This window comes from Streptococcus sp. HMSC10E12 (assembly GCF_001807855.1).
GTDB classification, from domain to species: Bacteria; Bacillota; Bacilli; order Lactobacillales; family Streptococcaceae; genus Streptococcus; species Streptococcus salivarius.
In genome coordinates this window covers 195,740-216,192 of the sequence record NZ_KV791087.1, presented here as the reverse complement: position 1 = coordinate 216,192, position 20,453 = coordinate 195,740, and the positions used below count along the sequence as shown (strand labels likewise).

15 protein-coding genes are annotated in these 20,453 nt (G+C 39.4%); 3 read left to right on the top strand and 12 right to left on the bottom strand.

Annotated features, from left to right (window positions below; genetic code table 11):
• Positions 1 to 74: 74 nt before the first annotated feature.
• Positions 75 to 1,793 carry a phospho-sugar mutase gene (locus HMPREF3112_RS04165; protein ID WP_070438306.1) on the top strand — a complete coding sequence of 573 codons (1,719 nt, stop codon included), beginning with the start codon at positions 75 to 77 and terminating at the stop codon, positions 1,791 to 1,793.
• 138 nt (positions 1,794 to 1,931) lie between these two features.
• On the opposite strand, the gene metF is transcribed toward HMPREF3112_RS04165, so the two are convergent.
• The 3 genes from metF to HMPREF3112_RS04150 all read right to left on the bottom strand — a co-directional run bounded on the left by metF (position 1,932) and on the right by HMPREF3112_RS04150 (position 5,844).
• Positions 1,932 to 2,807, bottom strand: coding sequence for a methylenetetrahydrofolate reductase [NAD(P)H] (metF, locus tag HMPREF3112_RS04160; RefSeq protein WP_022496700.1), 876 nt, complete (start codon positions 2,805 to 2,807; stop codon positions 1,932 to 1,934).
• A gap of 183 nt (positions 2,808 to 2,990) precedes the next feature.
• On the bottom strand, positions 2,991 to 5,240 hold the full coding sequence (gene metE, locus HMPREF3112_RS04155; RefSeq protein ID WP_021144025.1) for a 5-methyltetrahydropteroyltriglutamate--homocysteine S-methyltransferase: 2,250 nt from the start codon (positions 5,238 to 5,240) through the stop codon (positions 2,991 to 2,993).
• A gap of 253 nt (positions 5,241 to 5,493) precedes the next feature.
• Positions 5,494 to 5,844: a hypothetical protein gene (locus HMPREF3112_RS04150; RefSeq protein WP_004182017.1), complete on the bottom strand. Its 351-nt coding sequence runs from the start codon at positions 5,842 to 5,844 to the stop codon at positions 5,494 to 5,496.
• A 146-nt stretch (positions 5,845 to 5,990) separates the two neighbouring features.
• Between HMPREF3112_RS04150 and pabB the strand changes: the two genes are divergently transcribed.
• Positions 5,991 to 7,709: an aminodeoxychorismate synthase component I gene (gene pabB / locus HMPREF3112_RS04145; protein WP_070438302.1), complete on the top strand. Its 1,719-nt coding sequence runs from the start codon at positions 5,991 to 5,993 to the stop codon at positions 7,707 to 7,709.
• Positions 7,710 to 7,936: 227 nt separating this feature from the next.
• Positions 7,937 to 10,573, top strand: a complete 2,637-nt coding sequence (locus HMPREF3112_RS04140; RefSeq protein ID WP_070438298.1) for a calcium-translocating P-type ATPase, PMCA-type — start codon at positions 7,937 to 7,939, stop codon at positions 10,571 to 10,573.
• A 151-nt stretch (positions 10,574 to 10,724) separates the two neighbouring features.
• On the opposite strand, the gene dltD is transcribed toward HMPREF3112_RS04140, so the two are convergent.
• The 9 genes from dltD to HMPREF3112_RS04095 all read right to left on the bottom strand — a co-directional run bounded on the left by dltD (position 10,725) and on the right by HMPREF3112_RS04095 (position 20,451).
• Positions 10,725 to 11,993 (bottom strand): D-alanyl-lipoteichoic acid biosynthesis protein DltD, encoded by a 1,269-nt coding sequence (dltD, locus tag HMPREF3112_RS04135; protein ID WP_070438295.1) that lies wholly within the window; start codon positions 11,991 to 11,993, stop codon positions 10,725 to 10,727.
• Positions 11,986 to 12,225 carry a D-alanine--poly(phosphoribitol) ligase subunit DltC gene (gene dltC / locus HMPREF3112_RS04130; protein ID WP_002891149.1) on the bottom strand — a complete coding sequence of 80 codons (240 nt, stop codon included), beginning with the start codon at positions 12,223 to 12,225 and terminating at the stop codon, positions 11,986 to 11,988. Before dltC ends, dltD begins: the two co-directional genes overlap by 8 nt.
• A 17-nt stretch (positions 12,226 to 12,242) precedes the next feature.
• Entirely contained in the window at positions 12,243 to 13,490 is a 1,248-nt protein-coding gene (gene dltB / locus HMPREF3112_RS04125) for a D-alanyl-lipoteichoic acid biosynthesis protein DltB (RefSeq protein ID WP_045768621.1), read from the bottom strand.
• Positions 13,487 to 15,037: a D-alanine--poly(phosphoribitol) ligase subunit DltA gene (gene dltA, locus HMPREF3112_RS04120; protein ID WP_014634613.1), complete on the bottom strand. Its 1,551-nt coding sequence runs from the start codon at positions 15,035 to 15,037 to the stop codon at positions 13,487 to 13,489. Before dltA ends, dltB begins: the two co-directional genes overlap by 4 nt.
• Positions 15,038 to 15,045: 8 nt before the next feature.
• A complete protein-coding gene (locus tag HMPREF3112_RS04115; protein WP_002885174.1) occupies positions 15,046 to 15,177 on the bottom strand; it encodes a teichoic acid D-Ala incorporation-associated protein DltX in 132 nt (43 codons plus the stop codon).
• Between the two features lie 175 nt (positions 15,178 to 15,352).
• The gene (locus HMPREF3112_RS04110) at positions 15,353 to 17,101 is read right to left on the bottom strand and encodes an ABC transporter ATP-binding protein (RefSeq protein WP_070438291.1); all 1,749 of its coding nucleotides are present in this window, start codon (positions 17,099 to 17,101) and stop codon (positions 15,353 to 15,355) included.
• On the bottom strand, positions 17,091 to 18,830 hold the full coding sequence (locus tag HMPREF3112_RS04105) for an ABC transporter ATP-binding protein (RefSeq protein ID WP_070438288.1): 1,740 nt from the start codon (positions 18,828 to 18,830) through the stop codon (positions 17,091 to 17,093). Before HMPREF3112_RS04105 ends, HMPREF3112_RS04110 begins: the two co-directional genes overlap by 11 nt.
• Positions 18,831 to 18,860: 30 nt before the next feature.
• The gene (locus tag HMPREF3112_RS04100) at positions 18,861 to 19,472 is read right to left on the bottom strand and encodes a lysozyme family protein (protein WP_037597899.1); all 612 of its coding nucleotides are present in this window, start codon (positions 19,470 to 19,472) and stop codon (positions 18,861 to 18,863) included.
• A gap of 1 nt (position 19,473) precedes the next feature.
• Positions 19,474 to 20,451: a nucleoid-associated protein gene (locus tag HMPREF3112_RS04095; RefSeq protein ID WP_070438284.1), complete on the bottom strand. Its 978-nt coding sequence runs from the start codon at positions 20,449 to 20,451 to the stop codon at positions 19,474 to 19,476.
• Positions 20,452 to 20,453: the final 2 nt, after the last annotated feature.

The window sequence follows — 20,453 nt, the reverse complement described above, 5'->3', positions numbered from 1 at the left end:
ACATGGTAATTACCATGTTTTTTTTCTTTAATTATGGTATAATGTAAGCGTTTAAAAATATAAAGGAGATTGCTATGTCTTACACTGAAAATTATCAAAAATGGCTCGACTTTGCTGAATTGCCTGCTTACCTTCGTGATGAGTTGGTCGCAATGGATGAAAAAACGAAAGAAGATGCCTTCTATACCAACCTTGAATTCGGTACAGCTGGTATGCGTGGATTGATTGGTGCCGGTACTAACCGCATTAACATTTACGTTGTTCGCCAAGCAACTGAAGGTTTGGCCCAATTGATTGACTCAAAAGGGGAAGAAGCTAAAAAACGTGGTGTTGCTATTGCTTATGATAGCCGTCACTTCTCTCCAGAGTTTGCTTTTGAATCTGCTCAAGTTTTGGCTGCACACGGTATCAAATCTTATGTATTTGAAAGCCTACGTCCAACACCTGAATTGTCATTTGCTGTTCGTCATCTCCACACATTTGCTGGTATCATGGTAACAGCTAGCCACAACCCTGCTCCGTTTAATGGATACAAGGTTTATGGTGAAGACGGTGGACAAATGCCACCTGCAGATGCCGATGCTTTGACAGATTACATCCGTGCTATCGAAAATCCTTTCACTGTACAATTGGCTGACCTTGAAGAAAGCAAAGCTAACGGCTTGATTGAAGTTATCGGTGAAAATGTCGACGCTGAATACTTGAAAGAAGTGAAAGGTGTTAACATCAACCAAGACTTGATCAATGAATACGGTCGTGACATGAAGATTGTCTACACTCCACTTCATGGTACCGGCGAAATGTTGGCTCGTCGTGCCCTTGCCCAAGCTGGATTTGAAGCAGTTCAAGTTGTTGAAGCTCAAGCCGTTCCAGATGCTGACTTCTCAACTGTTAAATCTCCAAACCCTGAAAGCCAAGCTGCCTTTGCTCTTGCTGAAGAACTTGGTCGCAAAGTAGACGCTGATGTATTGGTTGCAACTGACCCAGATGCTGACCGCCTTGGTGTTGAAATCCGCCAACCAGATGGTTCTTACCTCAACCTTTCTGGTAACCAAATCGGAGCTATCATTGCTAAATATATTCTTGAAGCTCACAAAACAGCTGGTACCCTTCCTGCCAATGCTGCCCTCTGTAAATCAATCGTATCAACTGAGTTGGTTACTAAGATTGCAGAAAGCTACGGCGCAACTATGTTTAACGTCTTGACTGGTTTCAAATTTATCGGTGAAAAAATCCATGAATTTGAAACACAACATAACCACACTTACATGCTCGGTTTCGAAGAAAGCTTCGGTTATCTTATCAAACCATTTGTACGTGACAAAGACGCTATCCAAGCAGTACTTATCGTTGCTGAAATCGCAGCTTACTACCGCTCACGTGGTATGACTTTGGCAGACGGTATCGAAGAAATTTACAAACAATACGGTTACTTCGCAGAAAAAACAATCTCTGTTACCCTTTCAGGTGTTGATGGTGCTGCTGAAATCAAGAAAATCATGGATAAATTCCGTGGCAATGCTCCTAAACAATTCAACAACACAGATATTGCTAAGACTGAAGACTTCTTGGAACAAACAGCTACTACTGCTGACGGCGTTGAAAAATTAACAACTCCTCCAAGTAACGTACTTAAATACATCTTGGCTGATGATTCATGGTTTGCCGTTCGTCCTTCAGGTACAGAACCAAAAATCAAATTCTACATTGCTACAGTTGGTGAATCTGAAGCAGATGCTAAAGAAAAAATTGCTAACATCGAAGCAGAAATCAATGCTTTCGTAGGCGAATAATACTTAAGACTTAGAGCTAAGCTCTAAGTCTTTTTTATACATGACAATACTAGGATTACGTAAGCAAGTCACCTTTTTCATACTAAAACTACGAAACCACCTATAGATTGATCTATAGGGGGTATTTTTATGATTCAATTATAGAGCGCCAACTTGTGAATGATGCTTAAACAAGGAATGAGTAGCTTCATGAATATGACGAGCAGTTTCTGCATTATTCATGGTATAGAGGTGAACGCCTGCAACATCTTGAGTAACAAGGTCGACAATCTGGTCAATAGCATAGGCAAGACCTGCCGCTCTAAGTGACTCAGGATCATGTTCATACTTATCCAAAATGGCACGGAACTTACGTGGCAAATGGATATTTTCACAAGTCTTAAGCAAACGTAGAGCTTGGTTACGATTCAAGATAGGCATAATTCCAGCATGAATTGGTACGTCAATGCCAGCCAAGGTACATTTATCTTGAAAATCATAGAAACGCTCATTATCAAAGAAGAGTTGGGTTACAAGGCTAGAACAACCTGCATCAACCTTTTTCTTGAGGTTTTGGATATCAGAGATTTGATTTGCTGAATCGGGATGCCCTTCAGGATAGCAGGCACCGATGATATCAAATTGAGGAGCTTGGTCCTTGATAAACTCAATCAAATCAGTTGCATATCTAAAATCTTTAAGAGGTTCAACACCTGGGATAATATCGCCACGTAGGGCTAAGATACGGTGTACACCAACAGCATCCAAGTCACGTAAGGTATCAGCAACCTTTTCTTTACTCAAATAGATAGCTGGAAGGTGAGCAATCGTTGGGATAGCTAGGTCATTTTGAATATGATCTGCCAAAGGAACCGTCGTCTCTTTGATATTATATTTGTTATTACTAGCTGTCACACTGATAAAGTGTGGGGCCAATCCTTGCATATCCTCGAGGGCACGTAGAATTTTTTCATTACCCACTGCTGGGTTGGGTGGAAATACTTCAAAAGAGAGTGATGGTGTTTGGCTTGTCATATTTTATACCTTCTTCTTTTTAGATTTTTGTTAAGACAAAAGCAGTTTTAAGTGCCTACTGACTTCATAAGTAGCGTACACTTGTTAATCATAGCCTGCTTGCAAAAATCTTTAGAATATTATTAGCTATTGAAAACCTTCTACACTTAAGGAAGAAGGTCTTCAACGTATGATAACTTCTGCTTACAAGTTTTCGCGAGCTGCTTTTGCAGCTTCTACAAGCTTGATTAAGCTTTCTTTAGTTTCTTTGATTCCGCGAGTCTTCAAACCACAGTCAGGGTTAATCCAGACTTTACCACTTGGTACTTTAGCCAAGATTGCTTCGATAGTGTGGTCAATTTCACCGTCTTGTGGGACACGTGGTGAGTGGATATCGTAAACCCCAGGTCCAACTTCTGTTTGGAAGTTTTGTGCTTTAAGTTCATCCAAGATTTCAAGATTTGAACGACTAGCTTCAAATGAGATAACGTCAGCATCCAAGTTGTCGATGGCTGGAATGATATCTGTAAATTCTGAGTAACACATGTGAGTGTGGATTTGTGTGTCTGGTGCTACAGTTGAGTGTACCAAACGGAAAGCTGGAATTGCCCAGTCGAGGTAATCCTCATACCAGTCACTACGACGGAGTGGCAATTTTTCACGAAGAGCAGCTTCGTCAATTTGGATAATTTTAACGCCTGCAGCCTCAAGGTCAAGGACTTCATCTTTGATTGCAAGAGCAATTTGAAGAGTTGAATCCTTGATAGAGATGTCCTCACGTGGGAATGACCAGTTAAGGATAGTAACAGGTCCAGTCAACATACCTTTAACAGGTTTGTCAGTACGGCTTTGTGCGTAGCTAGACCATTTCACAGTGATTGGGTTAAGACGAGTCACATCACCCCAAATGATTGGTGGTTTAACCCCACGCATACCGTATGATTGCACCCAACCGTTTTTAGAGAAGAGGTAACCTGACAAGTTTTGACCGAAGTATTCAACCATGTCGTTACGTTCGAATTCACCGTGTACAAGTACGTCAAATCCAACTTCTTCTTGCCATTTAATCCATTCATCAGTGATTTCAGCAAGGAAAGCATCGTATTCTTCTTGTGACAATTCATTCTTACGGAAAGCCAAACGTTTCGCACGAACTTCCTTAGTTTGAGGGAATGAACCGATAGTTGTTGTTGGAAGCAATGGAAGTTTGAAAGCATCTTTTTGAATCGCTTCACGTTCTGCAAATGCTGGCAAACGAGTGTAATCAGCTTCAGTCAAGCCTGCAATACGGGCACGAAGTTCAGCATTTTCACCAACACGCTCAGTCGCAAAGAGTTCTTTGTTGGCAGCAAGGGCTTCTGCACCTTGACCATTGCGGATAGCATCCAAATCACGCAATTCGTCCAATTTTTCAACCGCAAAAGCAAAGTGGTTCAAGATAGCTGGTTCAAATTCTTCGTTAGCAGTTGTAAATGGTACATGAAGAAGTGAACAAGATGTTGTCAAAACAACATTTTCAGCTGGCACTTGTTCAAGAATTGCAAGACTCTTCTCGTAGTTGTTACGCCAGATGTTTTTACCATTGACGATACCGGCATAGAGAGTCTTATCAGCTGGGAAACCACCTTTAACCAATTCAAGTGTTTTCTTACCTTCAACAAAGTCAAGACCAATACCATCAACTGGCAAGTTCACAAGATCGTTGTAGACATCACGAACATCACCAAAGTAAGTTTGAATCAAGACTTCAAGACCTTTTTTATCAGCCAAGAGTTTGTTGTAGAGATTCAAGAAGAGAGCTTTTTCTTCAGCTGTCAAATCTTTAACAAGGGCTGGCTCATCGAGTTGAATACGTGTAGCACCAAGCTCTGCCAATTTTGCAAAGACTTCTTGGTAAGCTGCCACAAAGCTGTCTACAAAGTCTTCTGCTTTCACACCATCTTCAAAGTCAGATAATTGAAGGAAAGTGAATGGTCCAACGACAACTGGACGTGTGTTAAGTCCCAATTCTTTAGCTTCTTGGTACTCATCAAAAATCTTGTGACCAGCAAGTTTAACTTCTGTTGTTTTTTCAAATTTAGGAACGATGTAATGGTAGTTAGTGTTAAACCATTTTTTCATAGGAAGGGCACGTACATCCCCTTTTTCACCTTGGTAACCACGCGCCAAAGCAAAGTAACGTTCAAGATCTGTCAAATCCAAGTTTTGAACAGATTCAGGTACGACGTTGAAAAGGAAAGCTGCATCAAGGAAGTTATCGTAATGTGAGAAATCATTTGAAGGAATTTCACTGATACCCTTCTCTTTAACAATATTCCAGTGTTTTGCACGCAAGTCTTTGGCTGCTGTTAAAAGTTCATCTGCAGTAATTTCATTTCTAAAGTATTTTTCTGTTGTAAATTTTAATTCGCGGAATTCACCCAAACGTGGGAAACCAATGATAGTAGTTGACATCTTGTGTCCTCCTCTTTGTTGTTGAACTTATCTTACCAAAGAAACGGGTGGCTGTATAATTGCTATTAGTTTTCTCTATATATAGTTTTTGACTATAACCTTATAAAATAAAGGGTTTCTAGCTACCGTTATCTCCTTTTGTTTAGATATTGTTATAGCTAATAACTATATATCAACCAGATAAATCCTTTTTTATAACAAAAAAGCCCTAGACTTTTGTCTAGAGACTCTATTATTTACTAGGATTAGGACACTAAGCTCTATAAGTGCTCAGTACTTTCTCTTGAAGCCAAGATGATGTATAAGACATATTCTCACTATTGTAACTATTCCAGATAAAATAACCAAAAACTACCAATACTAATAAGAAACAAATTCCTAATACGGCTAACCAGATGATTTGTTTCTTTAAGCTATCATACTCACTCATATAGCCATTATGGATTTTAATGAGTTCATTTCTTTTTTTGTTACTTGACTCTTTAGCAATGGCAATTTCTAGCTCATACATTTGATGCTTCCATGAATTCTTAGAAGTGCCTTTTTTCATTTTATGGTTTGAAAGACTGCTGTTGCCTTTCTCAAAGTTATTTTTTTCAGTCATATTTCCCTCTAAAATCTTCTTTTAGTCCCTATCATTATAACATATGTAAAACTATCTGAAAAGTTCATTTTTGGTTAGAATTTTGAGAAAGAGAATTAAAACATGAAAAAGAACCAGAGGGAAACTTCTTATGTTATACTCTAAGTATGCATAAGAAAACTGTTATTGATTTTAAAGAACTTGGTGTCAGACAAATTTTTACAGACGCCATTAAAGAACTAAAAACAAAGAACATTAAGGAAGTTAAGCATCTCTTAGCTGAAGTCGAAGCCTATCAAAATAAGGGCTATTATGCAGTAGGTTATGTTTCCTATGAAGCTGCCCCTGCCTTCGAGACAAAATTTCAGGTTATTGATGGTCCATTAATGTCAGAGTATCTCCTCTACTTCACTATTCATGAAACTGTTCAAACAGAGCCTATTCCACTTGCTTATGAGCCAATTACCTTACCAAAATCTTGGCTAGAGCTAACTTCTGCAGAGGAATACAAGGCTGCTATTGAGCAAATACACCACCATATTCGACAAGGTGATACTTATCAGGTCAATTATACTGTTCAACTCCAACAGAAGCTGACAGCTGATCCCTTTGCCATCTATAACCGATTGGTTGTTGAGCAAAATGCACATTACAATGCCTTTATTCAGCACGATGATGTTTCTATCATTTCCATAAGTCCAGAACTCTTCTTTAAAAAAGATGGTGATAGATTGATTACTCGTCCTATGAAAGGTACCACCAATCGTGGTTTGACAACTGAAACTGACCTCGAACGAGCACAATGGCTAGCTCAGGATCAGAAAAATCGCTCTGAAAATATGATGATTGTCGATCTGCTTAGAAATGACATGAATCGTATTTCAAAAATAGGAAGTGAAAATGTCAAGAGCCTTTGCCAAGTTGAACAATACTCTACGGTTTGGCAAATGACTTCGACTATTGAGACGCAACTCCTACCAAATAGTCGTTTAAGCGATGTCTTCCAAGCCCTTTTTCCATGCGGATCGATTACAGGGGCCCCAAAAATAGCAACCATGGAGATTATTAAGAAGGTAGAAAAACAGCCTCGAGGTCTCTATTGTGGAGCAATTGGTATCTTGGTGCCAAAGGGACCTAGTATTTTCAACGTGGCTATTCGGACACTACAAATGGAAGGAACCAAGGCTATCTACGGTGTTGGAGGAGGTATTACATGGGACAGCAACTGGGAAGCTGAATATGAAGAAACCAAGCAAAAAGCTGCCGTTTTATACCGTCAGAACTCAAGATTTGATCTCATTTCAACTGGTCGTGTCCATCAAGGAAAACTGCTATTTCTTGAGGAGCATATGAAACGCTTGCAAGAGAGCAGTCGCTACTTTGACTATCCTTTCAATGCAGAAAAAGCTCACTATCAAGTCGAAGCACTGTGCCAATCACTAGACCTTGACAAAGACTACCGTCTTAAAATGTCACTTGCAAAAGATGGTGAACTGAAGTTTGAACATACCCAATTAACAAACTTATCCAATGACTTCTGCCAAGCAAGGTTAGTTGAGCAAAGGCATCCGTTGGATAGACCCTATACCTTCTTCAAAACAAGTTACCGTCCTCACCTTAGTATCGAACCTCACGAACAAATCTATTATAATCATGAGGGGCAACTCCTAGAAACCTCTATCGGTAACATTGTGCTTAAAATCGAGGACCAACTCTACACACCACCCGTTCACCTCGGTCTCTTAAATGGCATCTACAGACAAAGACTTATTGCTGATAATAAGCTTAAAGAAAAGGTCTTGACCGTAAAAGATATGGAACAGGCTCAGGCCATCTACGGATGCAATGCGGTGAGAGGCTTGTATGAATTGAAGGTGGAAGGATAGAATTATATTTAACGAAAAAATACAAGTTTTTTGTTCTCCCCTACTCTTGCTAAAGACAAAAGAAACTTCAATATTCTATTGGTAAAAAATCAACAATTTAATAGTAAAATAAAGTATAATACTTACTGATAGTTATTCAGTTATCGTGACTGTAATGATAAGCTTTTTGGCTTATAATTTACTAGCCTTAAAATTCGGTAATAATTTAGAAAGGATACAAACCTTAAATGAAAAAATTTAAAGGCTTGACTTCTGCTGAAGTTCAAGCAAGTAAAAACGCCCATGGCGATAATAGGCTTTCTAGTAAAGAGGCTAACTCGCTCCTCTCAATCTTTATCGAAGCCTTCCAAGATCAATGGATTCTTATCCTCTTGGCTGCCTTAGGATTAAAAATCATCTTCAACTTTGTTGGAATGATTTTCCCTTCTATTGGTGAAGCTAATTGGTACGAGGCTATCTCACTAATTTTCGCCATTTTGATGTCTACAGGATTCTCAGCAGTCTCACAATACCGAAATGAGCAAAAATTCAACACTCTTCAAGAAGAGGCTTCGAAAACTAATGCTAAAGTTTATCGTGATGGTAAACTTAAAGAGGTTCTCGTTGATGATATTGTAAAAGGTGATCAGATTCTCCTTCAATCGGGGGACAAGATTCCAGTTGATGGTATCATCTTGGAAGGTGAGTTAAAAGTCAACCAAGCTGTCCTTAATGGTGAAAGTGAAGATGCTAAAAAACTTCCTCTTGGTGATCAAAAAGAGCCAGACTCTTCGGATCTCTTTACAGAGCTCAAAGTCTTCCGTGGTACAGTTGTTACTTCGGGTGAAGCTGTTATGGAAGCTACACAAATTGGTGATAACACCGTTCTTGGAAGCATCAATACTTCTCTTCAAGAAGATAGTAAAGATTCACCATCTAAAGAGAAACTTAACAAGCTTGCTGCTAATATCGGTGTCCTCGGTTATAGTGCAGGTGCTGCATACTCAGTAATCAACCTTGTATTAGGCTTTATTGCCCTTAATAAGGCTAATAACCTCAATGGTGGCTCAATCTTCCTTCTTATCATTGAAACGATTCTCTTTGCAGTTACAATCATCATCATGGCTGTTCCAGAAGGTCTACCAATGATGTTGGCACTCGTTTCTTCAATGAACTCAGGTCGACTTTTAGCACAAAATATCTTGGTTCGCCATCCTGATACCATTGAAACAGCCGGATACATGAATATCCTCTTCAGTGATAAAACTGGTACCATCACAGAAGGTAAACTATCTGTAGTTGACTTTTTCCTTGCTGATGGAACACTTTATGCGGCTACTGGTGAAACTGATGCACCTGATTTTGACACAATGTCAGATAGCCTTAAAGCTGAAATGATTAATGGTATCGGTCTTAACAACGATGCCATGGTAGCTGATGGCAGTGCTGTTGGTAGTAATGCCACTGACCGTGCACTTCTTGATTTCCTTATTGGTCGTTCTCAACTTGATTTCGATACGAATAAAATTACTGAGAAGCAACAATTCAACTCAGCAACAAAATTCGCAAGTGTAACAACTAAGGACGGAAAAACTTACATCAAAGGTGCTCCAGAATTCATCCTAAATGACTGCTACTACTATCTTGATAAAGATGGTAATAAACAAAACTTTACAGATGATATTAAAGCTCGTTTCCAAGAATTGTCATTGGAACAAGCTAACCGTTCAATGCGTTTGCTTGCTATCCTAAATACAGATGGTAATGATAAAGTCTTGATTGGTATCGTATGTATCCGTGATAACGTTCGTTCTTCAATTAAACAAACTGTTGAAACAATGAACCGTGCGGGTGTTCAAGTAGTTATGGTAACTGGTGACCGTAAAGAAACCGCTGTTGCTATCGCTAAAGAAGCCGGTATCGTCACTGGAGAAAATGACCTTGTCCTTACTCACGATGAACTCTCTGCCCTCTCAGATCAAGAACTTAAACAACAATTGCCTCACTTAAAAGTGGTAAGTCGTGCCCTTCCAATGGATAAAAAACGTCTTATTGAGGCAGCTCAAGACCTTGATATGGTCGCTGGTATGACAGGTGATGGGGTCAATGACTCACCTGCCCTTAAATCAGCTGATGTCGGATTCTCAATGGGTGATGGTACTGAAGTCGCACGTGAAGCTTCAGATATCGTTATCTTGAATAACTCATTGACTTCGATTGAAAAAGCCGTCCTCTATGGACGTACTATGAGTAAGTCAGTAAGTAAATTCATTATCTTCCAGTTAACCGTAAACGTGACGACTATTGCCATGTCACTTCTCTCACCACTTTTGGGTCTCAAAGAGCCATTTACAATTATCCAAATTCTCTGGATTAACCTTATCATGGATACACTTGCTGCCCTTGCATTTGGTGAAGAGCCTACGCTAGACCGTTATATGAATGAAAAACCAGTTCCTAAGAAGGCAAACATCCTTACTGGATATATGAAATCTGCTATTGGTGTAGCCAGCGTCTTCATTACTCTTGTATGTTTAGCCATTCTTAAAAATGTTGGTGGTATCCAAGACTTTATCACAAATGGAACTGGCAACTTTGAAATGGTAACAACATTCACATTTACAGTGTTTATCTATGCTGTCATCTTCAACTCACTTAACACACGTAGTAATGGATTCAATATTTTTGAACATATCGGCGAAAACAAGAAATTCTCAATTGTAATGATTTCTATTGCTGTCGTTCAAACCTTGATCATTCAATTCGGTGGTAAAGTATTTAGTACCGTTCCAATGGACGTTCAACACTATATTGTTGCACTTCTTATCGCGGTTTTGATCATCCCTGCAGATTTAATTCGAAAAGCTCTAACTAAAAACAAATAACTATCTGTATAACGTATTATAAAACTTAAAAGGATAAAAAGGATTGGGATAACTCCCAATCCTTTTTAATAATTTCCGAAGGTAATACCGTGGAAAGATCATAACATAAAAAGGCTTTAACAAGCCTTTTTGATTGATTTATTAAGTAATGCTACTTAAACTGACTAGGAGCCCCTGTATAACCTGCCCAATCCTTACTATAAAAGCGGTCGTTCAAGTTATAGTTAGGTGCGGGTGTTGGATTACTTACAAATGGATCAACAGCCTTGTCAAAGGCTACCCAACCTTTCCATCCCATATGAATGGTATCTTGCATGAAGTAAGGTTGATCTCCGTCTTTTGAGAAGTCAGCAATATTAGTGAAGCCTTGACTTTCCAATTGATAACGGATTTTAGAAACCGTAGCATCATACATTTCTTGACTTAGTCCCGTATAAGCCATCCACTTGCTATTAACAGGTGGGATGACAAAGATAACATTAGTATTTGACTTAGCAAATTGATTTAGCACCAACTGCAGGTCACCGTATTCTTGTGAAACTTCATACGAAAGATTCTTTTGGAAACCTTTAAGTTTACCAATCTTTTTAGCCAAACGTTTCTTATAGAAACGGTCATCGATACCAAAGTCGTTTGACTTGGTATGAGCTTCTGCATCTCTTACGGCAACCTGGTCAAGTGCCTCGTAAGAGAGCTTATCTGGCAACTCTTTAAGATAAGGAAGAACCTTCTTGTCGTAATTTGCATTATTTGATGCTGCAAAAGGACTGAACAAGGCATCTTCTCGCTTATTAAGCTCTGCCATAATTTGAATATAAGTCTTATCAAGAGAATTTAAATCTTGCCCATTAGCCACTTTAGAAAGTTGAGATTTCATAGTAATCTCAGGTTTCATCTCTAAGATGCGCTGAGCTGCATACTGAGAATTTGCATCCGTCTGATTTTGACTTAAGAAACTACTAAGTTGGTCGTTATTGTAGAACTGCTGGAAAGCCGCAGAATTGTAACCTTTTTTAGTAAACCACTGTGGTGACAAGACATAGACTGCTGTCCCATTTTTCAATTCGGGAAGCATTTGTTGCATTCCCAAATATTGGTTTAGAGAGGCAGCCCCACGTTGTCCAATAAAATATGGGCGATAGTTACGGTCGTATTTTTCAGCTAAAACAGCTGGATGAAGGGCATCAAAACGCAACCACTCACTAGACCCAAAGAAAGGGACAAATCGATGATTCTTATCAGAAAGAGCTGTCGTCTTATTAATACGGCTCTTAAAGTTCTCAGTTGTCAAGGTTACTGCGTTACGTTTTTCAACCTCATAACTATGTTTTCTGCCTTGAGGGTAGGAAAAAATAACTACTACTACCAAGACTAAGGCACAAATTATAGGGCCAAAAATTTGCCATAAACGCTTAAGCATTGCGAAGCTCCGTTACCCCTTCAACAATCTTATTAGCTGTGTTCCAGTCATCACGACCAAATTCTGAAACTGGCACACGAATATCGAAACGTGATTCCAATTCAACGATAAGCTCAACTGTCCCCATTGAATCGAGAACACCAGCATCGAAAAGGTCTTCGTCCATCATGTCTGAAACATCTTCCATGAAGAGTTCATCAATAATTTCAATAACTTCTGATTTTACATCCATTTTTATAATTCCTTTACTTATTTTTTAGTGAACCAGAGGTCATTCAAGAATCCAGAGAAAATCAAGAATGACAACATAACAGTGTTAAATGTAATAAAGATTCCCAAAGCCTTCGTCCATTTATTTTCAGGAAGTGGCTCAAGACCAGCTTTCTTACGCTCTTTATTAATGGTCTTCTTCTTACGTAACCAGGCATCATTGATTCCTAGACCAATACCATGGAAAATACCATAAGCAATATAGTACCAAGTAACTCCATGCCAGAATCCCATAACCATCATATTAATGACATAGGCCACATTTGATGTCGTGTTACGGTTTTTGAAAACCTTGTTTCGCATCAAAACCATAACCAAACGCATAAAGACAAAGTCACGGAACCAGAAAGACAAGCTCATATGCCAACGATTCCAAAATTCTTTCAAGTCTCGTGAGATGAAAGGTTTGTCAAAGTTGATTGGGCTCTTAATCCCCATAAGGTTTGATGCTGCCAAGGCAAACATCGAGTAACCCGCAAAGTCAAAGAAGAGATCAAAACCGAAAACATACATGACACCAAGTGTTGGTAAATTAAAGATACCACCCTGAGCCAAAGCTTGCGCTTTCAGTGAAGGCAAGAGCATACTTCCGAAAATCTGAGCCAAAACAAACTTATAGAGGAAACCAAGCATGATATATTTTACAGCTTGCTCCAACATATTCATCAGCTCATCTCGCTCAGGAATCGCTTGGTAATCTTCGTTAAAGCGTTTGAAGCGATCAATAGGACCACTCGTAAAGGTTGGCATAAAGAGCATGAATCGGAGAAATTCTCCAAGTGTAAACTCTTTAAGGACACCATCCCGCATCTCGATAATCATACCAACTGATCGGAAGGTCAAGTAAGAAATACCAAGAAAGTTTAAGACTGACTGAGTACCATTTATCGCAGGCTCTACCTTAACAAAAATCAAGGGAAGGACTACAAGAAATGAGTGTAAATAGAAAACCCATTTATTGTCCTTTTTACTGCGGTAATGTTTGTAGGAATAAACCCAGATGATTTGCCAAACGATATAGAAGAGTAAGGCTAGTAATTGGCTAGCATGTGTTCCTGTCAGAGCAAGAACAATAAAGGCTAGACTGACCAAACACTCATAAATTGCAAAACGCTTTTTAAAGAAGAGACCCACAAAGATTGGCAATAGAGCTAATCCAAGATAGATAAAATAGAAGGGATTACCGTAGGCTTCTAAATGGGGGAGCTGTTTCAAGAAGTCAATCATCGGTTGTTAACCTCACTGATAAGACCCTTGATATCGATTTTCCCATTTGGTGTTAAAGGCAAGCTCTCACGATAGAGGAACTTAGTAGGCATCATGTAAGACATCATGATATCTTCTAAGTCTGCCTTAATCGCCTTGGTGATATCAATTTCACGTTCAAACTGCTCACGAACACCATCCTTAAGAATCACATAAGCCAAGAGGTTCTGAACCTTATGGTCTTTATTGTAACGTGGCACAGCTACTGCTGAATCAATATACTTAGACTTATTAAGGTTTTGTGAAACATCCTCTAGCTCAATACGGAAACCATTAAATTTAATCTGGAAGTCCATACGACCACCGTAAAGAAGGAGACCTTCATCAGTCATCGTTCCTACATCACCAGTATGGTAAGCAGGAAGGCCATTAAACTCGAAGAAGGCTTCCGCAGTCTTTTCAGGATTGTTCATATATCCTTTTGAAACTGCTGGTCCTGATACGATGATTTCACCCTGTTGACCATTTGGAAGGATATTGCCATCCTCATCGATAATATAAGTCGGTGAATCTTCCTTGGTATAACCAATCGGCAAACGCTTAAGGTTAGCCAGCATCTCATCAGTTACTGCTACTGCTGATAAGGCGACAGTTGCTTCAGTTGGTCCGTAAGCATTGATAATACGTGCTTCTGGGAAACGTTGGCGAAGCTTTTGAGCAGTCTTGACAGTCAACTCTTCTCCGTCAAAATAGAAATGCGTAATTTCTGGCATCTTCTCTGAATTGAAGTCTTCAGACAACATTGCCATATCTGCAAAAGATGGTGTTGATGTCCAAATGGCAATTGGAAGTGAGAAGATCGTTTCAAAGAGCTTCTTGAAGTCCTGTGTAATAGCTGAAGGAAGAGCATAAAGTGTTCCTCCAAGTGCCAATGTAGGTGCCCAGTACATTACCGATAGGTCAAATGAATAAGGCGGTTGAGCCAGCATTTGTGGACGTTTTGGAGTCGCAAATTCCTTATCCGTAATCATCCAGTTGGTGAAACTAAGGAGATTATTGTGTGAAATTTGGACCCCTTTAGGCTTACCTGTAGTTCCTGATGTGAAGATGATGTAATAAGTATCATCCCCCTTAACAGGATGAGTCACTTCGTAGCTAGTCTTGCTTTCAAAAGCTGTTGTCACTTGATCCAATGTTAGAATTGGAGCTTGGACTTCCTCAAGTGGGAAGTCATTGATAGCAATAATCAGACTAGGCTCTGCTACTTCAACGATAGCCGTCACGCGCTCAAGAGCTGAGTGACTATCAATTGGAATATAAGCGTGACCAGATTTAGTCAAAGCGACAAAAGTTGCCAACATTTCATACTCTTGACCGCCATAAACCACAACAGGTGATTTTTCTGGAATATCAAGACTATCAATCTTGGCAGCTAGGCTATCCGAGTCAGCTTTTAAGTCACCGTAAGTGTGAACTTCCCCTAAAATATTGTAAACAGGAAAGTCAGGTTGTGATTGAGCAAACTGCTCAATCGTTTCGATCATATCTTTAATTTTTGTATTCGTCATTATTCTTCCTAAAATTCGTTATAGATAAAATTACCTTGACCTTGTCCTAGGTAATTGTAGAGATAAATTAGGGCCATAAAAATGGCGAAATAAAGCAAGGTTTGTCCTAAAAACACTAGGACGTTTTTATGTTTTAACATTCTAATTTTCGATACCTTTTTTTATATAATATCCTCTTTAGTTTACCATCTTATCAGTATTTTTTCCAATAAAAAAGAAAAAATAACTAAATTTCATTTCTTTTTCATTAATAAGCTTCCGTGATAAATGATTGGCTAAAATCATAAAAAACAGAGCTTAAAAGCTCTGTCGGATTTAACTATTTTGTGTCTTTTGGGCCGTCTGCATACGATAGTACATTCCCTTAGCTTGCATCAGTTGTTCATGGGTTCCGTGTTCAACGATATCTCCATTATTCATGACCAAAATAAGGTCCGCATTCTCTATGGTAGATAATCGATGGGCAATGATGAAACTTGTTCGACATTTCATTAATTTAGCGAAGGCCTCTTGAATGAGAAGCTCTGTACGAGTATCGATACTAGAAGTGGCTTCATCCAAAATTAAGATTTTAGGCACATTGACAAATATGCGAGCAATGGTCAAAAGCTGACGTTGTCCCTGAGAAAGGGATTGCCCCGCATCATTCAAGTAGGTGTCGTAGCCTTGAGGCAACTGCTGAATAAAGAAATCAGCATTGGCAGCCTTGGCCGCTGCTATGACTTCTTCACGACTGGCTTCTGGATTTCCATAGGCAATATTATCATGAATAGTGCCGACCTCAAGCCAAGTTTCCTGCAAAACCATCCCAATCTGTTTCCGAAGACTCTCACGAGTATAATCTGTAATAGGTCTACCGTCCAGTAGAATGTTCCCCTTATCCAAATCATAGAAACGCATAAGTAGGTTAATCAAGGTAGATTTCCCCGCTCCTGTTGGACCAACAATGGCAACAGTACTTGCGGCAGGGATATCAATGCTCAAATCCTTGATAAGAGGTTTATTAGGCAAATAGCCAAATTGGACATGGTCAAATTGAAAACGTCCCTGCACATCTGCTTCTTCCAAGACCGCCTTACCTGTTTCTGTTATTTCCTCTTCATCCAATATCATATAAAGGCGATCAGCACAGGCCAAAGCACTTTGAAGTTCAGATAGAACAGATGAGATATCATTAAAAGGTTTGGTATACTGGGTGACATAATTTAGGAAGGTAGTCAATTGTCCCACTGTAAATGCGCCACCTGACATGATACGATAGGCTCCAACACCTGCAATGAGAGCATAAATCAGACTATTAACAAAGCGTGTAGCTGGGTTAACCGCTGACGAATAAAAGATGGCTCCCTGTGAATAATCAGCATACTTACCATTGACGTCTTTAAAACTCCTAACCATCTGGTCTTGAGCATTTAAACTCTGTACTAAGGCTTCTTGAGTCAAACTTTCCTCAATCAACTGAGTCTGCATGCCACGCCATTTGGTTTGATTGCGATAGAGTTGATAGCTCTTCTTGGCGATAAAACGTGCCACAAGCATTGACAGGGGTGTCATCACTAGAACTAAGAGCATCATGAACCAGTCCAAACGAGCCATGGTAATTATAATAACAAATATGGTCAAAAGCCCGACGAAAAATTGGTTAAAGACCATGAGAAGTCCGTTATTTAATTGGTCACTATCTGTAGTCACACGGCTAACCATATCTCCAGTTCCTTGACGGTCAAGGTAACTGAGAGGCATGGCATGAATTTTCAGCATGACTCTCTCACGTAAACTTTCACTATAAGAATAAATCAAACGGTTATAAATTAAAGGATTTAGCCACTGAATCGCACTATTGGCTATGACAACTACAAGCATCTGACATATTAAACGTGACATCAAAAGAACGGCATTCATCTTAAGAACAGCATCAACTGCATCACCAATTAAGATAGGTAAGTAAACCGTTAAGGCAACTTGAATAATGGTCCCAACAGTTGCTAAGGCAAAGAGGTAACGCTGGCTTAAGATATCTCTGCTTAAACGTTTAAGCGTTGATTTATTATTTCTAGCCCTCATCAGCGACCTCCTTTTGGTGTTGAGAATAATGAATGTCTTGATAGAGTTTATTAGTGTTAAGCAATGCTTCATGATTTCCCAAGCCAACTTGATGCCCCTTATCAAGCACCAAAATTTGATCAACAGCTTTTAGACTATTCGTTCTTTGCGAAATAATAATCAAACTCGTTGATTTAAGATTGTCTCTGATAGCCGCTAGTAGGCGACTTTCAGTCAAGTAATCTAGGGCTGAGGTGGAGTCATCCAAAATCAAGAATGGTGCTGGTCTCATCAACGCACGCGCAATAGTCAAACGTTGACGTTGACCCCCCGAAAAATTACGGCCAAATGACTCAACTGGCTCATCTAAACCAAGATCCTTGTCTTTAACAAAATCAGCAGCCTGAGCCATGTCAAGCGCATGCCACAGTTCTTGCTCACTTGGTTCGTGGTCAAGCCCTAATGACAAGTTTGAACGAATGGTTCCCCTAAATAACTCGGCTTTTTGCGGGACGTAGGCAACCCAAGAACGCCACTCTTTAAGGTTTTTTGGTGATTTTTGATCTTTGAAAATAGCTAATGAACCAATCTGAGGCTGATATAAGTTCATGATTAAGTTCACCAATGTCGATTTACCCGAACCTGTACCACCAATAATACCTAGTGACTGACCTTGAGTAAGACTGACATGAATCTCTTGGAGTGATGGCCGACTAGCCGTAGGATAAGTAAAGGTCATCTGGTCAATAGCTAGCACTGTGGAAGCCTGGCTAGAATTTCGGACTTCTAAAGGTGCCTCAATGTCCTCATCTTGGAGTTCAAAAATAGCTTGTACTCGCTTCGCTGAAATAAAGCTTTGGTTAAGATTGGTCAACATCATGGCTAATTTAAGGAGCTCCGTCAAAATTTGCAAGAGATAATTGACCAGAGCAATCAGCATACCTTGAGACAAAAGACCAGCTTGAATTTGCAGATTTCCTTGCCAAAGGATAGCAATCAAGGTCATATTAACAACCAAGAAAGTCAAAGGACTAATGAGACTTGCTATTACTCCTGTTTTGAGCTGCCACTTCTTCAAGTCTTTATTGACAGTAGTAAAGTTATCTAATTCACGCTCACCCTGATCAAAAGCCCGAATAACCCTCATACCTTCAAGTTGTTGACGCGTATTGGTAACAATCGATTCATTAATCACTCTAATCTTGACATATAAAGGATTGACGATGCGACTGGCTAGTACAATAATAAGAGTCAATACCAAGACCATGCCAAGAAACCAAAGGGTCAAGCGTGGACTGATTCGGAATGCCATAATAATGGCTCCCGTCACGATAATCGGCGCCCTCAAAAAGAGCCTCAAAAATTGATTGATGCCCGTTTGGATTTGAAAGGTATCACCAGTCAAACGTGTCACCAAACTTGACGTTCCAATCTCATCCCGCTTTTCCTTTGATAAACGCATGATTTTCGTATACAAATCATTGGTCAAACCTCGGACATAGCCAACGGCTGCTCTGGATGAAAAATACTGTGCTGAAATAGCAACGACAACCCCAATAACGGCAAGTCCGAACAAGAGAAAAATCATCATAAACAGATGATTTTGGTCTTTATTTGGAATAGTTGTGTCGACAATCCCAGCAATCACTAGGGGAACCAAAAGTTCGAAACTGGCTTCGATTAATTTAAAAACAGGTCCCAGGATACTGTCTTTGACATATCCTCTAAAATAAACTAATAATGCTTTCATTTGTCTTTCCTAAGTTTAACGTCCTTACTCTTAGAGGCGCGAGAACATACGCATCAAAAAGAGATTAAACTGTACTTCCTTAGCGTAGTAAATATTTCCGCCATTTGTATAAAGTTTTCCGCCACCATAGTACATGGCAACCGGTTGGTAATAGGTGTATGTTTGCCCGCTAGTGTTTCCTAGACTCGGAGCAACGACATTTTTAGAGTAAGCCTTTGCGAGTTCGACGGTGTTCACTCCACCATTATCAGCCACATAATCAATATAGGCCTTACCAAAATTATAGGCTTGTACTGCTGTCCAAGGATCCACCTTATGGTGGGCAGCTTCTTCCAGATTTTCCGACAGCACCGTCACCCCTTGACGAATACTTTCTTTTCGATCTGTGATGGAGTTAGTCACCCCTGTAGAACTTTCACTGGACTGCATCACGTCATCTGTCTTCCCCTTGGTTTCTGTGTAGATCATAGCCAACACCAAATCAACATTGGTTGTATTATCAATGTCGTCTTCAGCCAAAACCTCCTTAACCATGGATTCATAGGTTAAGACATGTTGAATATTGGCATGGATTCGATAACATTGGATACCTATGATGAGGACTACGACAAAAACCGCCAGACGTCTTATCCATTTAAACATATTATTTATTGATGATATCCTCGATATTTTTGATGAGAATAGAGTAGGTGCCATCAGGATTTTGAATAAATTCAACACTATCAGCATCTTGATAAACATTATTAGGCACGATTAACTCAATTCCGTTCGATAACGATAATTTTTGATTCTCCAATTTCTTAATTTGACGTGAATGGTCAATATCTGATACTGAGATAGGTTCAGGTATGGCCTCTTTGAGTTCATCAACGAAAGTCAAACGAGCCGTCAAATTATTATCAAAGAGCTGGTCCGCCAATTTTTCAGGTGACAACTCTTGATCTTCTTCCAGGTTATTAAAAATAGCTGATTTCATTTTTCCTTGGAAGTTAAAGTCATCCTGATTAAAATTCTCAGCAATCTTCTGAGCAGTATCTTCAAGCATCTTAATTGATTTTTTGACAGATTGTTCAGGCTGGACCTGCAAGAGATTTTCAGAGAAATAATTGGCAAAGCTTCCATTATGCTTGATTCGCTTTTCAATCAAATAATACTGCTTACTACTACGATTGATTACCAAAGCTTCATCAGGTGTCTGGGCCGCAGATGGCAAATTATTTTGTGACAATTGAATAGGATGCTGACTATCTCCCAAAGAATGAATCAAACTGTCCTTGAGAGCAATACGCAAGAAAGCAAAATATTCTTGCCCTTCTTTATCAAACTGAATAAAGACCAAATCATTGGTCTTTTGATCTTCAGAAATGACAAATTCTTCCTTCCAAAGTTGGGCAATCTTGACTGAGCTTTCCATCAAATCATCTCCTAAATGACTGATGAAAACATTCTCTGCATCGAAATAACCACGTTTAGCCTCATCTGAGAAAACTTTAGAGAGTTTTTTTCGAAAATACTCATCTAAGCGTGGCGTTATTTCAAGAGACCCTTCGGCTAAAACCAGCTCCGTATCATTTGGCGAAAACTGGTGAATGATAATGCGTTTAATATATAAATCTAACATAG